Raw genomic sequence first — 18,530 nt, 5'->3', positions numbered from 1 at the left:
TGAACAGCAGCCACCTGAGCATAAACTCCTAGCCTTAGTGTCTACGTTGTTGCATTTACGGACAATATGATGCTCTGGCCGTGGCTTTAAGCCACCAGGGTGCGAGGTAGAAATGCCTGCATCTCCCGTATTTGGAAAGGTGTTATGGTACAACTTACAGACGCATTTGCGCGCAAGTTCTATTATTTGCGCCTATCGATTACCGATGTGTGCAATTTTCGCTGCACATATTGCTTGCCTGATGGCTATCGCCCGGACGGATTAAAAAGTTTTCTCAGCCTTGACGAAATAAGCCGCGTCAGCCGTGCTTTTGCTATGTTAGGGACAGAAAAAATCCGCTTGACCGGCGGCGAGCCGTCTATGCGCCGCGATTTTACCGATATCATCGCCACTATTCGTCAAAACTCCGTGATCCGCACTTTAGCTGTGACGACCAATGGTTACCGCTTGGCCCGTGATGCTGCTCAGTGGCGTGATGCTGGGTTGACGGCGATTAATGTCAGTGTTGATAGCCTCGATCCACGACAATTTCATGCCATCACCGGGCAAGATAAATTTCATCAAGTGATGCAAGGTATTGATGCCGCTTTTGATGCGGGTTTTGAGAAGGTCAAAATCAATGCCGTACTGATGCGCGATGTTAATGATCGTAATCTCAGTGCATTTCTTCACTGGATAAAATCTCGCCCCATTCAACTGCGGTTTATTGAACTGATGGAAACCGGTGAGGGCGGCAATCTGTTTCGCAAACACCATGTTTCTGGTGGCGTTATCCGCCAGCAATTACTCCAGCAAGGTTGGCAACAGCAAGAGCGCGCCCGCAGTGATGGCCCCGCTCAGGTATTCCATCACCCTGATTACTTAGGGGAAGTGGGGCTTATTATGCCTTATGAGAAGGATTTCTGTGCCAGTTGTAACCGCCTGCGTGTTTCTGCATTGGGGAATCTGCATTTATGCTTATTTGGCGAGCAGGGTATTACGCTGCGTGACCTGTTAGGTAGTGATGACCAGCAGTATGAATTAATGGCGCGGATTCAGAGTGCATTGCAAACCAAGAAGCAAACTCATTTCTTGCATCAAGGTAACAGCGGTATTACGCAGAATTTATCGTTTATTGGTGGCTGATTGGCTGCAATATCATGACCAAAGGTTATATATGACCCAACTGACTCACATTAATGCCGCTGGCGAAGCTCATATGGTGGATGTATCCGAAAAAGCTGAAACCGTACGTGAAGCCCGTGCGGAAGCTTTTGTTGAAATGCATACTGCGACATTAGCGATGATTATTGATGGCAGCCATCATAAAGGTGATGTGTTTGCCACCGCACGGATTGCCGGCATTCAGGCGGCCAAAAAAACGTGGGAATTGATCCCGTTATGTCACCCATTACTGCTGACTAAAGTGGAAGTCCAACTGGAAGCACAGCCAGAACATAACCGAGTGCGTATTGAATCCTGTTGCCGTTTGACTGGTAAAACTGGAGTGGAAATGGAGGCCCTCACCGCGGCATCCGTGGCAGCATTGACCATTTACGACATGTGCAAAGCGGTGCAAAAAGACATGATAATTGGCCCGGTTCGCTTGTTGGCGAAAAGCGGCGGAAAATCCGGTGATTTTAAGGTGACTCCATGATTCAGATTCTGTTTTTTGCTCAGGTGCGCGAGCTGGTAGGAACTGACAGCTTGCAAGTGGCTGCGGAGTTTCCAACCGTTGAAGCATTACGCCAATCCTTGTGTCAACGAGGTGAGCGCTGGCAGTTAGCACTTGAAGAGGGCAAATTGCTCACGGCGGTAAATCAATCGCTGGTCAATGCTCAACATCCCTTGGTTGCAGGTGATGAGGTGGCTTTCTTCCCCCCGGTGACGGGAGGTTGATGATGGACAACACTCGCATCCGTGTCGGGCCGGAGTCATTCAATGTCGGCGAAGAATACAATTGGTTGTCACAATGTGATGAAGATGGGGCGGTGGTAACCTTCACGGGCAAAGTTCGCAACCACAATCTGGGTGCCAATGTTAGCGCTTTGACACTGGAGCATTACCCAGGAATGACAGAAAAAGCGCTGGGTGAAATTATTGCCGAAGCGCGCAGCCGCTGGCCCTTACAGCGAGTCTCCGTTATTCATCGGGTGGGGCCGTTATTCCCCGGCGATGAAATTGTCTTTGTCGGCGTGACCAGTGCTCATCGCAGTATGGCGTTTGAGTCGGCCGAGTTTATTATGGACTATCTGAAAACGCGGGCGCCATTCTGGAAACGCGAAGCGACCACTGGCGGCGAACGTTGGGTCGAATCACGCGACAGTGATCATGCCGCAGCCAAGCGTTGGTAAACTTTACGTAAACCCGTGTAAAGATTGGCCTTAAATACCTATTTTTACTCCCTTGTTTACCGTATTTCTGTGATACCCTTAAAGAGTCGGTGGGCTGTCAGTTGATGGCCTGTATCATCATTTATATGCATAAGGTAACTACCATGGATCGCTATCCACGCTCTAATGGTTCAATTGTCGAACGTGCCAACACTGGCATTCAGGCATATATGGCGCAGGTATACGGCTGGATGACCTGTGGTCTGTTATTAACGGCGGTCGTCGCTTGGTACGCAGCGAACACCCCTGCGGTACTTAACTTTATCTTCTCCAGCCAGATTACTTTTTTTGGACTGATTATTGTTCAATTAGGTCTGGTATTTGTTATTTCTGGCATGGTTAACCGCTTAAGTGGTTCGATGGCCACTTCGCTGTTTATGCTCTATTCAGCATTAACCGGCTTAACGATATCCAGTATTTTCATCATGTATACCAGCTCTTCTATCGCCAGCACATTCTTGATTGCTGCCGGTATGTTTGGTGCCATGAGCTTCTACGGCTACACCACCAAACGTGATTTGAGTGGCATGGGCAGCATGCTGTTTATGGGTCTGATTGGTATCGTGTTGGCTTCAATTGTTAACATCTGGCTGAAAAGCACGGCATTGATGTGGGCTGTGACCTACATCGGGGTGTTGGTGTTTGTTGGCCTGACAGCTTACGATACTCAGAAACTGAAAAACATGGGGTCACAGTTGGATGCTAATGATAAAGATAGCTTCCGCAAATACTCCATCGTGGGCGCACTGACCCTGTATCTTGATTTCATCAACTTGTTCTTGATGTTACTGCGGATTTTCGGCAACCGTCGTTAATCAAGCTCAGATATGCAGTTTGAGATTTTGAAGAAGGACACCAGATTGGTGTCCTTTTATTTTTTATTAGTACAGAAATTGCTGTGTTACGCGATTTTCCGCCTAAACATCCCATAAGCTGCACTGCCCGTCGTGGCTGTTATCACCAGCAGCGGCCATAAGCTATGCCAAATAATATCGAAGCTGGCATCCTTGAGGTAAATTTGTTTGGTGATATCAGTAAAGTGGCGGATAGGATTGATCCACGTGATATTTTGCAGCCAAATAGGCATGTTCTCCACCGGAGAGACATAACCGGAAAGCAAGATTGCGGGCATCATAAAGACAAATACGCCGATAAATGCTTGTTGCTGAGTTGAACATAGTGATGAAATCAACAAGCCAAAACCGACCAGCGACAGGCCATAGAGCAGCATGGTGCCATAAAATAGTGCCAGTGACCCCGCAAAGGGAATCTGGTAGAAAAATATGCCGATAAACAACACGATAGTTGCCTGGAATGTGGCAACAATCAGTGCCGGAACAGCTTTGCCGATAAAAATCTGCCAGGTTGTCAGTGGCGAGACTAAAAGCTGTTCCAGTGTCCCTTGCTCCCGCTCACGCGCGACCGACAGTGATGTCACAATCAACACGCCAATAGTTGTAATCATCGCGATCAATGATGGCACCACGAACCATTTGTAATCCAGATTCGGGTTATACCAATTTCGAATCACTAACTCACTGTTATTGGGCTTGATTTGCCCCTGAGTCAATTCTAATTGGTATTCTTGGACAATTTGCTGAATGTAATTTGCTGCTATCTGGGCACTGTTGGAATTGCGCCCATCCAATACGAGTTGTAATTGGGTCATTTTGCCATTGGCCAAATCCGCACTGAATTGCTCAGGAAAGCGAATTAACAGTAGCGCTTTCTGATTATCAATCACTGGCTGAATCTCTTGTGGACTGTGCAGCAGTAATACATGAGAAAATGCTTCAGCTTTAGCAAAGCGCTGAGTGAGCTCTATTGAGGCCTTACCGCTGTCTTCGCTGTAAATTGCGATAGTGGCATTGGTCACTTCCAGCGTGGCGGCGAATGGGAATAATATCACCTGCAATATTACTGGCATGATTAATATCGCACGGGTTTGCGGTTCGCGCAGTAGGGACTGTAACTCTTTAATAATCAATGTGTAAAGGCGATGAAACATGGTTAACTCCCTTCCTTTAATCTCACCGTTAATCTAACCGGCGATTTGTTTTCCATGCCGTTAAGCCGATAAACACAGCGGCTGATGCAATCAAAAACAGCAGGTTAATCACCAACACGGTGCTGATATTCCCCGCCAGGAACAGGGTTTGCAGGCTGCTGACAAAATAGCGGGCAGGGATGATATAGGTTACGGCGCGCACCACGGCGGGCATGCTGTCAATTTCAAAAATAAAGCCTGACAGCATAACGGCGGGCAGGAATGCAGCATTCAATGCCACCATGGCGGCATTGAATTGATTGCGGGTGATTGTCGAAATCAACAACCCCATCCCCAGTGTGCTGGCTAAAAACAGACTGGTCATGACAAATAATATTGCCAATGAACCGCGATAGGGCACACCGAGGATGAATACCGACACCACCATACAGAGTGTCATGGCAATCATACCGAGCACGTAATAAGGGATAAGTTTTGACAGCAGCAGTTCGCTGCGCGTGACTTGAGTAGACAGCAATGCCTCCATGGTGCCACGCTCCCATTCACGGGCGATCACCAAGGATGTCAGGATCGCGCCAATCACCGTCATGATAATAGTGATAGCACCGGGAATAATAAAATGTCGGCTAATGGCGGCGGGGTTAAACCAATAACGTAGCTGAATTTCTATCAGCGGATCATTTTTCTGCCCCAGATTTTGCGCCTGTTGTTGCTGCCAGATTTGCCATACACCTTGGGCATAACCTTGCACAAAGTTGGCAGTGTTCGGCTCACTCCCATCAGTAATGACCTGAATGGGCGCTTTACTCTCTGGCCGCGCGAGCTGCTCGGCAAAATCATTGGGAATGACAATTAACCCGCGAATTTTACCGGCTTGCATTGCCTGAATCAGCACCTGACGGTTATCACTGATCTGTGGAGAGATATACGGCGAGCTGGCAAACGCATTAGCCAAATCTTGTGCTGGTTTGCTTTGTTGCTCCATCAAAATGCCAATATGCAGTTTGCTCGAATCAAGATTGATGCCGTAGCCAAAAATAAACAGCAACAGTAGGGGGATGACAAAAGCAATAAGCCCGCTGCTGGGGTCGCGCAAAATTTGCCGAGTTTCTTTACGACATAATGCACGCAGGCGTCGCCAGGAAAATCCTGTGTCGTGATAAGTTTCATCCTCATTTGCCGGCGATTTATTTACCGGGAATTCATGCGGCTCGGTCATGATTGCTGCTCCTTATCGTTTTGCTGGTCATAGCGTAAGACCAGTTCGATAAATGCATCTTCCATTGATGGGTTAGGATTTTTATCCGTGGCAACTTGCTGCTTTAGCTCATCTGGCGTGCCCGCAGCAATAATTTTACCTCGGTAAACCAGCCCGATACGGTCACAGTATTCCGCTTCATCCATGAAGTGGGTGGTGACCATAACTGTCACGCCTTTATCTACCATCCCATTGATATGCAACCAAAACTCTCGGCGGGTGAGTGGGTCGACACCTGAGGTCGGCTCATCAAGAAATAGGATGTCAGGTTCATGCATAAGAGCACAAGCCAGCGCCAGCCGTTGCTTGAATCCAAGTGGTAATGAGTCGGGGGGCTGCTTGATAATCGGAGTGAAATTAAATGCCGACGTCATGTCTGCTATTTTATCGCGCTGGGTTTTCCCTTGCAGACCATAAACGCCGGAGAAAAACTTCAGATTTTGCTCCACGGTCAGGTTGCCATACAGTGAGAATTTTTGCGCCATATAGCCCAAATGCTGTCGTGCTTTACCAGAACTGGTTTTTAAATCCATACCGAGCACTAATGCTTTACCGGATGTGGGAACGAGCAAGCCACACATCATTTTAAATGTGGTCGATTTACCGGCCCCGTTCGGGCCGAGTAGGCCAAATATCTCCCCGCGTTTTACCTGAAAATTGACGTGGTCGGTCGCGGCGAAATCACCAAACTTCTTGGTTAAATCTTGGGCTTCAATCACGGTTTCATCATGACTGCCTTCCACTTTAGGCATGATTTTCGCCAGTGCCGACTCACTGGCAGGGCCACCACCCAGCAGGTCGATAAAAGCATCCTCAAAGCGCGGTTCAGCTTCCATTATCTGGCCATTAGGCTGATTTAACAGGGATAATAGTTGGCTGTGGTCCACTTCTGGTTTGAGAATCAGCCGCACATATTTCCCTTGAATGACCCCATCACTGACCTGCGGCAATGCCAAGGCGTGTTGCAGTAATTTGCGGTTTGTGCCGGTTTGGGCTGTGACCAAAATAGTCCGGCCACTCATGCGCTGAGTCAGCTCTTGCGGCGCGCCGCTATAGAGCAATTTGCCTTCATTGAGTAGCAAAACTTCACGGCATTGTTCCGCTTCATCCAGATAAGAGGTGCTCCACAAGATAAGCATACCGTCGCTGGCTAACTCATGAACCATACGCCACAACTCGCGACGTGAAATAGGGTCGACACCGACTCCCGGCTCATCCAGCAATAAGACTTTCGGTTGCCCAACCAAAGTGCAAGCTAATCCCAACTTTTGTTTCATGCCGCCGGACAGTTTACCCGCCAGCCGCTCGGTAAAACGGGTCAAATCAGTAAATGTCAGCAGTCGCTCGAAGGTTTGGCGGCGCTGTTCGCCGGTCACGCCGCGTAAATCGGCATACAGTGTCAGGTTCTCCATCACCGTCAAATCTTCATACAAACCAAACTTTTGAGGCATGTAGCCGAGGATGGAATGCAACTGACGATCATTTTCCAAGGGGTCGAGGCCGACGACGGTCATCTTGCCATGGCTGGGTTTGAGTAACCCGGCCAACATGCGTAACAGCGTCGTTTTGCCCGCTCCGTCTGGCCCGACTAAACCGGTGACCGCGCCACTGCGGATTTCAGTGGTCAGGCTGGCAACGGCAGGGCTCTCCAGTCCGGGGAAAGATTTTTCGACACCTTCCAGAGTAATAAGATGCTGGATGCCATTCATAGCTCATGCCGCCTTAAGGTTGTACAAAACGGACGGTAACCGGCATGCCTTGGCGCAGGGATTCATCCGCATCAGTGATGATAATACGTAAGCGATAAACCAGGTCAGTTCGTAGGTCCGGTGTTTCCACACTCTTAGGCGTAAATTCGGCGGTCGGTGAAACAAAACCTATTTTGCCGCGATAAGGCTTGTTGGGGCGGCCATCGGTAAAGACTTCGACTTCAGTTCCTGGAATCGCTTGATTCAAGTGGCGCTCACTGACATAGGCCCTTACCCATACAGGGTCAGTCAGAGAAAGTGTAAAAACGGTATTGCTGGCGGATAAAATTGTGCCCGGCTCCACTGCACGCGTCAGCACCGTCCCACCAGAGGGAGAGAGTAGGGTTGTATCTTGTAAGTTAAGCTGGGCTTGGGCTAATTCAGCTTCACTTTGCGCCAGATTGGCTTCGGCTTGGGCGATTTCTTGCGGGCGATTACCACTCAAGTATTGAGCCAGTTTATCTTTCGACGCTTGTAGATTGGCCTGCGCCTGATTCCGCGCCGTACGGGCATTTTCTAACTCATTAGCGGATGTAGCTTTACTGGCCCACAACCCCTGTTGGCGTTTTAGGAAGCTATCGGCGTAACTGAATGCGGCCTCGCGCTGAGACACTTCAGACCGCACTTGGGCAATCTCTTCATCTCGATACCCGGCTTTGAGTAAAGCCAATTGGGCTTGCGCACTTTGTACATTGGCCTGCGCCTGTTTGAGGGCATTGAGATAAGGGCCGTCATCCAGTTTCCCCAAGATTTCGCCCGGCTGAATTTTATCCCCTTCATCGACCGCCAGAGAGGCCAGTCGGCCACCAACACGAAAGCCCAGATTCACGGTACGAATATCTACATTGCCGTATAACGTCAATGTAGCGTCCTGTTGTTGGCGATAATAACTCCATCCGTAACCTATTGCCGCCAGCAGGGCGACAATAACGACGGCCACTATAATCTTCTTGCGATTCATAATGCTCCCTATCTGTTACTGATTTTTCATGACAACAAGGTCAGTGATTTCACCGTAATGTTTTGGCCCGCAGCCCATATAGAAGCAGGTCAATATGTTCGATAAGCACTTGATTAATCATCTCACTTTCAGACTCACCAATTTCCAGCCATCCGGCTTGCCGACGAATAGTCTCGCGCGCCATGCGAAAAGCGAGAACTTCACCCAGCAATGCATGAGTATGAATAATGGTTTTTGTCGCGCTTGCATCAGCGCCAATGAATGCAGCCAACAGCAGGTTCAGTTTCTGATGCAAAGGAGCAATGGCCTGAGCATGAATCAGCGGATATGCATCACTGGGAGAAAGCTGCTCGCGCGCCATGATTTTGCTGATATTTAGCGTTTCTGGCTGTGTCATTAAATGACTGAATTCCAGTAATCCACGGCGAATATAATGTAGCTGTTGTTCGGGCGTTTGCTCCTGACCAGGGCGCTGGAGGAACTGGTCAATCTCCACTGCCAGTGGGGCGAAAGCCTGCTGGATAAAATCCGCAATTTGCTGGGCCACTGCCAGATACAAACCCTCTTTTGAATTGAAATAGTAGGTAATTGCGGCAATGTTCTGGCCCGCGCGCTGTGCAATTTCGCGAGTGGTCGCCCCTTTCAAACCCTGTTCGCCGAACAATTCGGTCGCAGCGTGTATCAGTTGCTGACGGGCCTGTTCGCCACGGGACGTGGTCGGTATTGATGATGTTGAAGAATGAGACATAGGCTCCATACCCAATGAAGATCATTTTCATTAATATTAATAGATAGCTAAATAATAAATCAATCATATGATTAACTTTAGGTCGCCACTGAGAATATGTAAAGTGACGACCGGAATTAGGCCTGTTTTTGTGATCGACAGCGGGTTAATCGGCAGGAATAAATCAATTTTCTTGATGTTTGAGTTAATAAAAATCTTAAGAAATATGTAAATCTCCCTTTTCTTGCTAAACATCTGCTATAATCAGCCGCAATGGTGCACTGCAGTTTGTGCCAATCCTCGTGGTAATGCCTCAATTCATGCCTCGTCTGATAATCTTCCCTTGAAACTGCACCTGACGATATCGCCGGGATTGGGAAGATCTGGAGCTTCTCGTAATATGTCATTTGATTCTCTCGGCTTAAACGCCGACATCCTGCGCGCTGTTGAAGAGCAGGGCTACCTTGTGCCGACACCTATTCAACGTCAGGCAATCCCTGTGGTACTGGAAGGCCGTGATTTAATGGCCAGTGCGCAAACCGGTACCGGTAAAACTGCTGGTTTTACCTTGCCGCTGTTGCAACTGCTGAGTCAGAACCAACAGCCAATTAAAGGCCGTCGTCCGGTACGTGCGCTGATTTTAACGCCAACCCGCGAACTGGCTGCGCAGATTGACGAAAACGTACAGAGTTACAGCAAATATCTGAAGCTGCGTTCGCTGGTGGTATTTGGTGGCGTTAGTATTAATCCACAGATGATGAAATTGCGTGGTGGCGTTGATATTTTGGTCGCGACCCCTGGCCGTTTGCTGGATCTGGAACATCAGAACGCGGTTGATTTGTCCAAGATTGAGATTTTGGTGCTGGACGAAGCTGACCGTATGCTGGATATGGGCTTTATTCACGATATCCGTCGTGTCTTGGCAAAACTGCCAGCCAAACGTCAGAACCTGCTGTTCTCCGCCACCTTCTCTGATGAGATTAAAGGTTTGGCCAGCAAGCTGTTGCACAACCCGGCTTCTGTTGAAGTGGCCCGCCGTAATACTGCTTCTGAACAAATTGAGCAAAGCGTTCATTTCGTGGATAAGAACCGCAAGCGTGAGTTATTGTCCCAGATGATCGGTGAAGGTAACTGGCAGCAAGTATTGGTGTTCAACCGCACCAAACACGGCGCTAACCATTTAGCAGAACAGCTAAATAAAGACGGTATTACTGCCGCAGCAATTCACGGTAATAAGAGTCAAGGTGCGCGAACTCGTGCACTGGCTGACTTTAAAGATGGCAAAATCCGTGTGCTGGTCGCCACTGATATCGCCGCTCGTGGTCTGGATATTGACCAGTTACCCCATGTGGTTAACTATGAGCTACCAAACGTTCCAGAGGATTACGTGCACCGTATTGGCCGTACTGGCCGCGCAGAACGTACCGGTGAAGCGATTTCTTTGGTTTGTGTCGATGAACATAAACTGCTGCGTGATATTGAGCGCTTACTAAAGCGTGAAATTCCACGTATCGCGCTGGATGGCTATGAGCCAGACCCAAGCATTAAGGCAGACCCTATTCAAAATGGGCGTCAGGGCCGTGGTGCGCAACGTCCTGGAATGGGGCGCGGCAGCAGTGCTGGACGCCCCCAAAATGGTGGCGGTGCAGCAGCCGGTCGCGGTGACAGCCGCACCAGTCGCCCGCGTAGCCAGGCTGATGGTCAACGCCGTCCGGCCGGCCCATCCTCACGTGGTCGTAGCCGCAAACCAGGCGAATAAGTCAGAAAATATTCGCTGATAAAACCGCTTCTCCGGAGGCGGTTTTTTTTCATCTGAATCTACGAGATTACAAGGTTATCCCTTGTTTTAAACCCTGCTTCCCCCGTATCATTGCCGGTCATTTTTATCGTTATACGATGCGAAATTTATTCGGCACTGTCGTGTTGTGTTAGGTCGTGAGCAAGGGAGTAGATCATTAGCATGCGGGTAATACTGGCACCGATGGAAGGCGTATTGGACTCACTGGTGCGTGAACTCCTCAGTGAGGTCAATGATTACGATCTTTGTATCACCGAATTCTTACGGGTGGTCGATCAACTATTGCCAGCAAAATCATTCTATCGCCTGTGCCCTGAACTTCATCACCAGAGCCGAACATCCTCCGGCACTCAGGTTCGAATCCAATTATTAGGCCAATATCCTCAATGGCTGGCGGAAAATGCTGCTCGCGCGGTTGAACTGGGGTCATATGGTGTAGATTTGAACTGTGGTTGCCCTTCAAAATTGGTTAATGGCAGCGGCGGTGGCGCTACATTGCTCAAAGATCCTGAGCTGATTTATCAGGGGGCGAAAGCCATGCGTGAAGCTGTTCCGGCCCATTTACCCGTGACCGTAAAAATTCGTTTAGGATGGGATTCTGGCGATCGTCAGTTTGAAATTGCCGATGCGGTACAGCAATCGGGCGCAACGGAATTAGCGGTGCATGGCCGCACGAAAGAAGATGGTTATCAAGCTGAGCGCATCAATTGGCAAGCGATCGGCGAGATCCGCCAACGCCTGACAATACCGGTGATTGCTAATGGTGAAATTTGGGATTATCAGAGCGCGCAAGAGTGCATGAAAGTGACGGGTTGTGATGCTGTAATGCTGGGGCGGGGGGCGCTGAATGTGCCGAATTTGAGCCGAGTCGTGAAATATAACGAACCCCGTATGCCGTGGCCGGAAGTCATCATGTTACTGAAAAAATATGTGCAATTAGAAAAGCAGGGTGATACCGGTCTGTATCATGTTGCCCGTATCAAACAGTGGTTAGGATACCTGCGCAAAGAATATGCTGAAGCCACTGATTTATTCAGCGAAATTCGTGCATTAAAAACCTCAAAAGATATTGCGTGCGCTATTCAGCGTATTTAGTGAGTTTTAGGTATGACTAAACACCGCTGCTTATGGCTAATTGAAAGCACTGCAACGGTGCTATTTTGCTTTTATTTATTGTGGTCTTATTATTTGTCATCTTGCATTTGTTTAAGGATTTTCCCGAAACTAACTGTTTTTCTACCCACCTTTTTCATCCCATCTTCGGGTAGATAACTAAATTTCACGTAAAGAAGTTTACCCTCGGTTTTTTCTTTATTTCTCAAGTTGTTAATCACATCGTACATTGCTTTTAGATCTGAGGGAATTCCTGCTGCCGATAGGCGCGGGTTCGCGCCACAGCGTTATTTCATTGGCAAATACAGGCTCTACACCCATCACAAAAAATATAAATAAAACTGATGTATTGATATGTTTTTTCATCAATAAATTCCTTCTTATTGTGGGTCTTTTTACCGGGGTGAAATGCTATGGAGTAACTGACTTTGTCATGATAAACAATAAAATTTTAACAGGTTTTAATGTTTTCAATGTGTAGTGCAACACCTGTTTTAGGTATTATCTTTAATTGGAGGATGAAATAAATCATTAGTAGTATTAATTATATTCAATAATTATTATTTTACATTTTGTAGGTGAATACGTTTTCAAAATGATAATAACTGGCATGATGTGTATTTGTTATTGATATTCATATCCTAAATACACCTTAAACAAGAATGGTTATTTTTTTGATTTAGTTTAAGTATCGCGTCTATAGTGTGCGGGCATTTTAAATGCAGTATCTCGTTAGGCGAGGCTCCTATACAAACACAGGTTACTGATCTGACGACGTCCAGAGACGCCCAAGGTTAGGACAGGTTATATCGGATTAAGGTATAACCCAAAGTAACTTCTGAGAAATCAGATACGTTGTATAGTGCTAAAACTTAGACACGGAGATAGCCATAGAGCACTCTCTAATCTGGTTACGCCCCTATGTGAGGACTGTTTAGTTAATTAATAACAGTAATAGGGTCATTTATGAGTTCACATTTTGATTTAGCATTACAAAAGCAACACCAATTCAATCCAGGCGAAGAAAAAGAGTCTACTTTAGGTGCTTATATGAGCGATGCCGATATTACGGTATCAGCTGATATGTCAGTCGCCGAGGCTAAAGCCTATTTTCTGCAAAACATTTCTGATAATGAAATTCCGACACAATTATTGGTAACGAATGATAATCGACATTTGCTCGGATTACTTTCGGTTAAAAAATTATTGACGGAAGAACAACAGGATATAAAAGTTTTCCAAATTATCAATCAGAGCTATTTTTCAGTCTCCCCCGATCAGAATCGCCATGAGGTCGTCAGTCTACTATCAAAAAGTGGTTTAGATATTATTCCGGTATTAAGTCACGGTAAATTAGTCGGGGTACTACAGGCTCAAGATATTGCTGAATTGATTGAAGATGAAAATACTGAGGATGCCCAACGGCAAGGGGCCAGTTTACCCCTGGATGAACCTTATTTACAAACCAGCCCAGTGACATTATGGCGTAAACGGGTTATTTGGTTATTAATGCTATTTGTAGCAGAAGCCTATACCGGTACAGTATTAAAAGCATTTGAGGAACAACTGGAAGCTGCTATTGCGCTGGCATTCTTTATACCGTTATTAATCGGTACCGGAGGGAATAGCGGTACACAAATTACTTCTACTTTGGTGCGCGCGATGGCATTAGGTGAAGTTAGCTTACGGAATGTCGGTGCTGTATTACGTAAAGAGGTCTCGACTTCTTTAATGGTGGCAACAACTATAGGTCTGGCCGCCTGGATCCGTGCTTGGTTCCTCGGCGTTGGGATGGAAGTCACTATCGTTGTAAGCTTAACGGTTGTTGCAATCACAGTATGGAGCGCAATTGTTTCTTCTATTATTCCGATGGTATTAAAGCGCTTATCCATAGACCCGGCAGTAGTATCCGCACCTTTTATTGCGACCTTTATTGATGGTACTGGCCTGATTATTTACTTTGAAATAGCTCAGTTGGTGATGACAGAACTGGCATAAGTTAATACAAATAAAAAGGCGCTTTAAGCGCCTTTTTTGATAGAGAGCAAAAGACTTATTTTTTCTTGCGGCCGATAAATTTCGCAATTCCCAATAGGAAGACGGCCCCAACAAAAATGAGCAATGCATCGACCCAAAATGTCAGAGATGCCAAGTTTTCATCATGAATGTCAGCTAACCCAGCCGCGATTAAAAATACTCCGAAGAGAATACCAAAAATTGTCGTTCCCATATAAACACCTATGAATTAGGTTTATCTAAAAATTTATGTTGGCAATTATAGGGTAATATTTGAACGAGCAGGTGTTTTTTTTCTCACTATTGAGGTTTGGTTAAGACTATCTTGGCTAATTAAAATGGCAAATGCTGAATTTTTTAAATTTAATTATTACAACAGAAGCATCTCTGTCACCACATATTGATTGTTTTATAAACAAACGCTATCTTTTAGAATAATCACTATTATTCTCGTGTTACTTTCTTTAGAAATTGTTTACCGCTGAGCAGTGATTAGACAGCTTAATCTTTGTAACAATCATTTTAAGAATGTGTGGTGCGCAGTGCATTACTGTAATTTATAATGCGCCAGATCAACCACAATGGCTCCAGACAACCTATCTAAGCTGACGAAAATGCATGTGAAAATCCGTTCTGCACTATTAAGTTTCTTGCTTCTATCTACCTGTATCAGTGTCACACTTCCTGCAATGGCGAGTGGGGGGGCTGGTGAAGTGAAAGGAAAAGCCCCACTTGAGTTGGCATCGGGTAGTGCGATGGTGGTTGATTTACAAACGAATAAAGTGATTTATGCCAATAATATAGATGAAGTTGTGCCGATCGCGTCAATAACCAAACTGATGACGGCAATGGTGGTATTAGATGCGAAGTTGCCACTGGATGAAATTATTTCAGTCGATATCCAGCAAACCAAAGAAATGAAAGGGGTGTTTTCACGGGTTCGAGTGAACAGTGAAATTAGCCGCAAAGACATGTTGCTGTTGGCTCTCATGTCGTCGGAAAATCGCGCTGCAGCAAGTTTGGCTCATCATTATCCTGGTGGATATAACGCCTTTATTAAGGCGATGAATACAAAAGCTAAATCATTGGGAATGACGAAAACGCGCTATGTAGAGCCAACGGGTCTATCGATTAATAATGTTTCGACGGCGCGTGACCTTACTAAATTATTAATAGCGACTAAGCAATACCCGTTGATTGGTCAGCTAAGTACCACGACAGAGAAAATGGCCACTTTCCGCGAGCCAAATTACACGTTGCCTTTCCGTAATACTAATCATTTAGTTTATAACGATAAATGGAATATTCAGCTGACTAAAACGGGTTTTACCAATCAGGCAGGCCATTGTTTAGCAATGCGCACTGTTATTGGTAATCGTCCTGTTGCACTGGTTGTGTTGGATGCTTTTGGTAAATATACCCATTTTGCCGATGCAAACCGCCTGCGCAGTTGGATGGAGACGGGTAAGGCTGCGCCAATTCCTGGTGCGGCGAAAAGCTATCGTCAACAAAAAGATGCCCAAGGTCGCTTAGCTCAAGTGTCAGAATAGGGACAACAGTCACTGAAAAGCAGAGTTTGCAACCGAGCTGTAAACTCTGCCTAGAGTATTTGACGGATAACTCTGATCTTGCTGATAAAAATTAGAAAATCAGTTTAAATACGCCAGTAATGGTCAGCAAGCCGACAATAAAAATGATCGCGATAATCCACAGTATTATTTTCATTCATTCTCCCAGACTCAATATGAAAAAATTAACCTTTGCAAGTAATACCCACCTTCGTCGGTATTAGTCTATGACTATAGTTTGTCTGACAGAATTCATGCGATATGTGGGAGGAATTCAGATAATGCTTAATTTATTTTGGTGTACACAACGTTCATCCTCAGCATGATTATTTTTTCTGCCAATATTTAAGCTTAGAAGTTTTTCCTATCCCAGGATTAAAACTGTTAGTTGGGTCTATCTGCTGATAAAACGCTTTCAATGCAGGCTTCGCAATATAGAGGTGCCCAACATTATGCTCAGCCGGATATTCGGCTCCTTTATCATTCAGAATTTCCAACATTTTTTGTTTTAAGGCGTGTGTATCGACCCCTTTCTTCACAATATAATCCTGATGGAAAACATGGCACAGAAAATGGCCATAATAGAGTTTGGCCACCAGGCATTGGTCTATTTCAGGTGGTAAGGTTTCGAACCACTGTTCCTCATTGCGTGGTAGAGCAATATCCAGCGCCAGAATATCTTCTACTTTATCAGCATGAACTGCGTGATAACGAACAGCAGCTCCAGCTGCGGCAAAGCGATGTAAAAAAGCTTTTTTGCCCTCATCTGAAGTGCAGGTAATAAAGTTACCTTCCGCCGTGGCAAAAAAATCTTTCAGAAATTGCTGAGCTTCAGTAATCCCTTCACCTGACATTTTTAGCATCAAGTGATGCTCATATTTATTACGATAACTCTTAAGGCGCTTAGGTAAATGATTGGGAAGTAACTGGCTGAATCCTTGCATGACCCGATCAGTTAAATGATCAATTAGAAAAGGAACTTTGCAGAGGCGAGCATCAATTTTACCTTTTAAGGTAAAAAAGCGTGGCATGTTATTGGTGCCCATGCTGTTGATCATGACAAATGTATCTTTGCCATAAACTTCTGCAATATCAAAAATATCGCGATGCATATATTCACCAGCAACAGGTAAGTGCTTGAAGTCACGTAAAATGGCTCGACGTAATGCTGTTAAGACCTGGGTCTGATTGGTGCCAATATAAAAAACTTGCTGTTGTTTTTCACTGGGGAAGGTATCTAATCGAACGGCAAATACAGCCAATTTCCCTGCACACCCAGAGGCTTCAAATAGACGTCTTGGGTCGGCATTAAAGCGAGAAGGGGTTGATGCATCAATATCTCTCACTCGCGTAGCATATTCGTGATCGGATGCTTGCTGCGTATCTTGCATAATATCGCTGGCACAATATTTACCTCTTTCCAATCGCTGTAAAATTTCTTCTGGCGTATTGCCTAGATTAATTCCTAAATGATTTATTAATTGTAATTCGCCTTGAGTATCAATTTGGGCAAACAGTGCCATTTCGGTGTACGCGGGGCCTCTTTGAACCAATGAACCACCTGAGTTATTACAAATGCCACCGATAACAGAAGCACCAATACAGGATGAACCAATGACTGAATGAGGTTCTCGGTCATAGGTTTTTAAGCGTTTTTCTAATTGATTCAGTGTGCTACCAGGAAACCCAATGACTTGTTTGCCATCATTGAGTAATTGAATTTGATTAAGGCGCAATGTATTTAATATAACAATCGGGCGGTCGTAATCATCACCACTTGGAGTCGAACCCTCTGTTAGCCCTGTATTCGCGGCTTGCATGATGACGATTGTATCGGCTGCTACACAAATTTGTAGTAATTGCCATTGCTGCAACAATGTCGAGGGGAACACGACTGCAATGGCCGAGCCTGATCCTGATCGGAAACCTGTACGATAGCGCTCAGTCTGCCGTGCGCCGGTCAACAAGTAACGCGCTCCCACAATCTGCTGCAACTGGGTCAACAAGGTTTGTGTTTTTTCATCATCAGATTGATTCATTCCTGCGATCTCCTGTAATGACATTTACTTTTATAAAGCATTAGGTATCACACCTGCGGTTTGGCCGGTATGAAACAGCTATTTTGCTGCAATGAAGTAAACATGAGGGAGGGCAGTCTTTCTTGATAAATCCCTGCTTTTGTGAACCTTATCACGCTATTACTGTTTAAATAACACTCTGCCGCTGTATTTTTCAGCTTTAAACATTACTGATACTAATGATTAATCGAGACCTTTTTAAGGGAGTAGTGACTGATTTATTTTGCTCGATCGATAAGGATTTTGATCATGGTACAATGGGGTATAGGATTGCATCCAAGAACTTCGCTGATTAATAAGGCATTTTATGAGTGAGCATTTTGTTGGTAAATATGAGGTTGAGTTGAAGTTTCATGTATCGAACATTACTCAATTGCATAAACAGTTAGTCATCTATAAAGCGGCAGCATTCACTGTCGATAATCATGAAAAAGATATCTATCTAGAAGCAAATAGCGGCGATTTGGCAGCTAAAAGAATCAGTATGGTTTTGCGAGAAATGAATCCATCAGGTATTCGTTTATGGATAGTTAAAGGACCGGGTTCGGAACGTTGTGAAGCGACTAATATTGAAGATATTGGCAAAGTGCAAAGTATGTTATCAACGTTAGGGTATCAACCGGCATTTATACTGGAAAAACAGCGTAGCATCTATTTTGTTGGAAAGTTTCACGTTACGGTTGATAGTTTGGTGGGGCTTGGCAATTTTGCAGAAATAGCCATTATGACTGATGATGCGACAGCTCTTGATAATCTAAAGGTAGAATGCCGAGATTTAGCTGACCGGTTAGGATTATTGGCAGAACAACAAGAAAGTCGTTCATACCGGCAGTTACTCGGTTTCTAGCAATTATGCGGTCAGTAGTTGCAAAATATTGGCCGC

The 18,530-nt window shown here is 45.7% G+C and carries 18 protein-coding genes, 1 pseudogene and 2 riboswitches; of the genes and pseudogenes, 10 read left to right on the top strand and 9 right to left on the bottom strand.

Features of this window, described 5'->3' with window-relative positions; translation table 11 throughout:
* Positions 1–13 precede the first annotated feature (13 nt).
* Positions 14–158: riboswitch (molybdenum cofactor riboswitch) on the top strand.
* The 5 genes from moaA (at position 145) to F0T03_RS14825 (ending at position 3,187) form a co-directional block, all read left to right on the top strand.
* Positions 145–1,125 (top strand): GTP 3',8-cyclase MoaA, encoded by a 981-nt coding sequence (moaA, locus tag F0T03_RS14845; RefSeq protein ID WP_159679221.1) that lies wholly within the window; start codon positions 145–147, stop codon positions 1,123–1,125. It overlaps the preceding riboswitch by 14 nt.
* A gap of 31 nt (positions 1,126–1,156) precedes the next feature.
* Complete coding sequence (gene moaC / locus F0T03_RS14840; RefSeq protein WP_145556614.1) at positions 1,157–1,636, top strand: cyclic pyranopterin monophosphate synthase MoaC; 480 nt, start codon at positions 1,157–1,159, stop codon at positions 1,634–1,636.
* On the top strand, positions 1,633–1,878 hold the full coding sequence (gene moaD / locus F0T03_RS14835) for a molybdopterin synthase sulfur carrier subunit (RefSeq protein WP_159679219.1): 246 nt from the start codon (positions 1,633–1,635) through the stop codon (positions 1,876–1,878). The genes moaC and moaD overlap by 4 nt, the downstream gene beginning before the upstream one ends.
* A gap of 2 nt (positions 1,879–1,880) precedes the next feature.
* The gene (gene moaE, locus F0T03_RS14830) at positions 1,881–2,333 is read left to right on the top strand and encodes a molybdopterin synthase catalytic subunit MoaE (protein ID WP_162527040.1); all 453 of its coding nucleotides are present in this window, start codon (positions 1,881–1,883) and stop codon (positions 2,331–2,333) included.
* Between the two features lie 143 nt (positions 2,334–2,476).
* Positions 2,477–3,187: a Bax inhibitor-1/YccA family protein gene (locus tag F0T03_RS14825; RefSeq protein WP_145556611.1), complete on the top strand. Its 711-nt coding sequence runs from the start codon at positions 2,477–2,479 to the stop codon at positions 3,185–3,187.
* 86 nt (positions 3,188–3,273) lie between these two features.
* Here the strand turns inward: F0T03_RS14825 and F0T03_RS14820 are convergent, their stop codons facing one another.
* Genes F0T03_RS14820 through F0T03_RS14800 form a run of 5 tightly spaced genes read right to left on the bottom strand, consistent with a single transcriptional unit; the run spans position 3,274 to position 9,104 of the window.
* The gene (locus F0T03_RS14820; RefSeq protein ID WP_145556610.1) at positions 3,274–4,380 is read right to left on the bottom strand and encodes an ABC transporter permease; all 1,107 of its coding nucleotides are present in this window, start codon (positions 4,378–4,380) and stop codon (positions 3,274–3,276) included.
* Between the two features lie 28 nt (positions 4,381–4,408).
* Entirely contained in the window at positions 4,409–5,599 is a 1,191-nt protein-coding gene (locus F0T03_RS14815; RefSeq protein ID WP_145556609.1) for an ABC transporter permease, read from the bottom strand.
* On the bottom strand, positions 5,596–7,347 hold the full coding sequence (locus F0T03_RS14810) for an ATP-binding cassette domain-containing protein (protein WP_159679215.1): 1,752 nt from the start codon (positions 7,345–7,347) through the stop codon (positions 5,596–5,598). The genes F0T03_RS14815 and F0T03_RS14810 overlap by 4 nt, the downstream gene beginning before the upstream one ends.
* 13 nt (positions 7,348–7,360) lie before the next feature.
* Positions 7,361–8,347, bottom strand: coding sequence for a secretion protein HlyD (hlyD, locus tag F0T03_RS14805; protein ID WP_145556607.1), 987 nt, complete (start codon positions 8,345–8,347; stop codon positions 7,361–7,363).
* 49 nt (positions 8,348–8,396) lie between these two features.
* Positions 8,397–9,104 carry a transcriptional regulator gene (locus tag F0T03_RS14800; RefSeq protein ID WP_425511038.1) on the bottom strand — a complete coding sequence of 236 codons (708 nt, stop codon included), beginning with the start codon at positions 9,102–9,104 and terminating at the stop codon, positions 8,397–8,399.
* A gap of 370 nt (positions 9,105–9,474) precedes the next feature.
* On the opposite strand from F0T03_RS14800, the gene rhlE reads away from it, so the two are divergent.
* Positions 9,475–10,833 carry an ATP-dependent RNA helicase RhlE gene (gene rhlE, locus F0T03_RS14795; RefSeq protein ID WP_145556605.1) on the top strand — a complete coding sequence of 453 codons (1,359 nt, stop codon included), beginning with the start codon at positions 9,475–9,477 and terminating at the stop codon, positions 10,831–10,833.
* Positions 10,834–11,034: 201 nt separating this feature from the next.
* The gene (gene dusC / locus F0T03_RS14790; RefSeq protein WP_159679209.1) at positions 11,035–11,967 is read left to right on the top strand and encodes a tRNA dihydrouridine(16) synthase DusC; all 933 of its coding nucleotides are present in this window, start codon (positions 11,035–11,037) and stop codon (positions 11,965–11,967) included.
* Between the two features lie 89 nt (positions 11,968–12,056).
* Here the strand turns inward: dusC and F0T03_RS21920 are convergent.
* A pseudogene (locus tag F0T03_RS21920) lies at positions 12,057–12,242 on the bottom strand (hypothetical protein); the annotation flags it as partial.
* Between the two features lie 464 nt (positions 12,243–12,706).
* Positions 12,707–12,876, top strand: a riboswitch (M-box (ykoK) riboswitch).
* 75 nt (positions 12,877–12,951) lie between these two features.
* Between F0T03_RS21920 and F0T03_RS14785 the strand changes: the two are divergent.
* Positions 12,952–13,983, top strand: a complete 1,032-nt coding sequence (locus F0T03_RS14785; protein ID WP_159679207.1) for a magnesium transporter — start codon at positions 12,952–12,954, stop codon at positions 13,981–13,983.
* A gap of 55 nt (positions 13,984–14,038) precedes the next feature.
* On the opposite strand, the gene F0T03_RS21550 is transcribed toward F0T03_RS14785, so the two are convergent.
* Positions 14,039–14,215: a hypothetical protein gene (locus tag F0T03_RS21550; RefSeq protein ID WP_004391528.1), complete on the bottom strand. Its 177-nt coding sequence runs from the start codon at positions 14,213–14,215 to the stop codon at positions 14,039–14,041.
* Between the two features lie 400 nt (positions 14,216–14,615).
* On the opposite strand from F0T03_RS21550, the gene pbpG reads away from it, so the two are divergent.
* A complete protein-coding gene (pbpG, locus tag F0T03_RS14775) occupies positions 14,616–15,551 on the top strand; it encodes a D-alanyl-D-alanine endopeptidase (protein ID WP_145556602.1) in 936 nt (311 codons plus the stop codon).
* Positions 15,552–15,642: 91 nt separating this feature from the next.
* Here pbpG and F0T03_RS21990 read toward each other — a convergent pair whose 3' ends face one another.
* Positions 15,643–15,726 carry a small membrane protein YohP gene (locus F0T03_RS21990; protein ID WP_017346848.1) on the bottom strand — a complete coding sequence of 28 codons (84 nt, stop codon included), beginning with the start codon at positions 15,724–15,726 and terminating at the stop codon, positions 15,643–15,645.
* Positions 15,727–15,895: 169 nt separating this feature from the next.
* Positions 15,896–17,608 carry a D-lactate dehydrogenase gene (dld, locus tag F0T03_RS14770; RefSeq protein ID WP_145556601.1) on the bottom strand — a complete coding sequence of 571 codons (1,713 nt, stop codon included), beginning with the start codon at positions 17,606–17,608 and terminating at the stop codon, positions 15,896–15,898.
* A 346-nt stretch (positions 17,609–17,954) separates the two neighbouring features.
* On the opposite strand from dld, the gene F0T03_RS14765 reads away from it, so the two are divergent.
* Positions 17,955–18,494 carry a class IV adenylate cyclase gene (locus F0T03_RS14765; RefSeq protein ID WP_159679204.1) on the top strand — a complete coding sequence of 180 codons (540 nt, stop codon included), beginning with the start codon at positions 17,955–17,957 and terminating at the stop codon, positions 18,492–18,494.
* The last annotated feature ends 36 nt before the right edge of the window (positions 18,495–18,530 follow it).

The organism is Yersinia canariae (genome assembly GCF_009831415.1).
GTDB classification, from domain to species: Bacteria; Pseudomonadota; Gammaproteobacteria; order Enterobacterales; family Enterobacteriaceae; genus Yersinia; species Yersinia canariae.
This window is presented reverse-complemented; position numbering and strand designations above follow the sequence as displayed.

Bases quoted from the DNA above. Each gene is read 5' to 3' on its own strand.
- F0T03_RS14765 (WP_159679204.1), top strand. From the start codon at position 17,955: ATGAGTGAGCATTTTGTTGGTAAATATGAGGTTGAGTTGAAGTTTCAT.
- moaA (WP_159679221.1), top strand. From the start codon at position 145: ATGGTACAACTTACAGACGCATTTGCGCGCAAGTTCTATTATTTGCGC.
- moaC (WP_145556614.1), top strand. From the start codon at position 1,157: ATGACCCAACTGACTCACATTAATGCCGCTGGCGAAGCTCATATGGTG.
- F0T03_RS14800 (WP_425511038.1), bottom strand. From the start codon at position 9,104: ATGGAGCCTATGTCTCATTCTTCAACATCATCAATACCGACCACGTCC.
- F0T03_RS21990 (WP_017346848.1), bottom strand. From the start codon at position 15,726: ATGAAAATAATACTGTGGATTATCGCGATCATTTTTATTGTCGGCTTG.
- F0T03_RS14825 (WP_145556611.1), top strand. From the start codon at position 2,477: ATGGATCGCTATCCACGCTCTAATGGTTCAATTGTCGAACGTGCCAAC.
- dld (WP_145556601.1), bottom strand. From the start codon at position 17,608: ATGAATCAATCTGATGATGAAAAAACACAAACCTTGTTGACCCAGTTG.
- F0T03_RS14820 (WP_145556610.1), bottom strand. From the start codon at position 4,380: ATGTTTCATCGCCTTTACACATTGATTATTAAAGAGTTACAGTCCCTA.
- F0T03_RS14815 (WP_145556609.1), bottom strand. From the start codon at position 5,599: ATGACCGAGCCGCATGAATTCCCGGTAAATAAATCGCCGGCAAATGAG.
- moaE (WP_162527040.1), top strand. From the start codon at position 1,881: ATGGACAACACTCGCATCCGTGTCGGGCCGGAGTCATTCAATGTCGGC.
- F0T03_RS14785 (WP_159679207.1), top strand. From the start codon at position 12,952: ATGAGTTCACATTTTGATTTAGCATTACAAAAGCAACACCAATTCAAT.
- pbpG (WP_145556602.1), top strand. From the start codon at position 14,616: ATGCATGTGAAAATCCGTTCTGCACTATTAAGTTTCTTGCTTCTATCT.
- rhlE (WP_145556605.1), top strand. From the start codon at position 9,475: ATGTCATTTGATTCTCTCGGCTTAAACGCCGACATCCTGCGCGCTGTT.
- moaD (WP_159679219.1), top strand. From the start codon at position 1,633: ATGATTCAGATTCTGTTTTTTGCTCAGGTGCGCGAGCTGGTAGGAACT.
- hlyD (WP_145556607.1), bottom strand. From the start codon at position 8,347: ATGAATCGCAAGAAGATTATAGTGGCCGTCGTTATTGTCGCCCTGCTG.
- dusC (WP_159679209.1), top strand. From the start codon at position 11,035: ATGCGGGTAATACTGGCACCGATGGAAGGCGTATTGGACTCACTGGTG.
- F0T03_RS21550 (WP_004391528.1), bottom strand. From the start codon at position 14,215: ATGGGAACGACAATTTTTGGTATTCTCTTCGGAGTATTTTTAATCGCG.
- F0T03_RS14810 (WP_159679215.1), bottom strand. From the start codon at position 7,347: ATGAATGGCATCCAGCATCTTATTACTCTGGAAGGTGTCGAAAAATCT.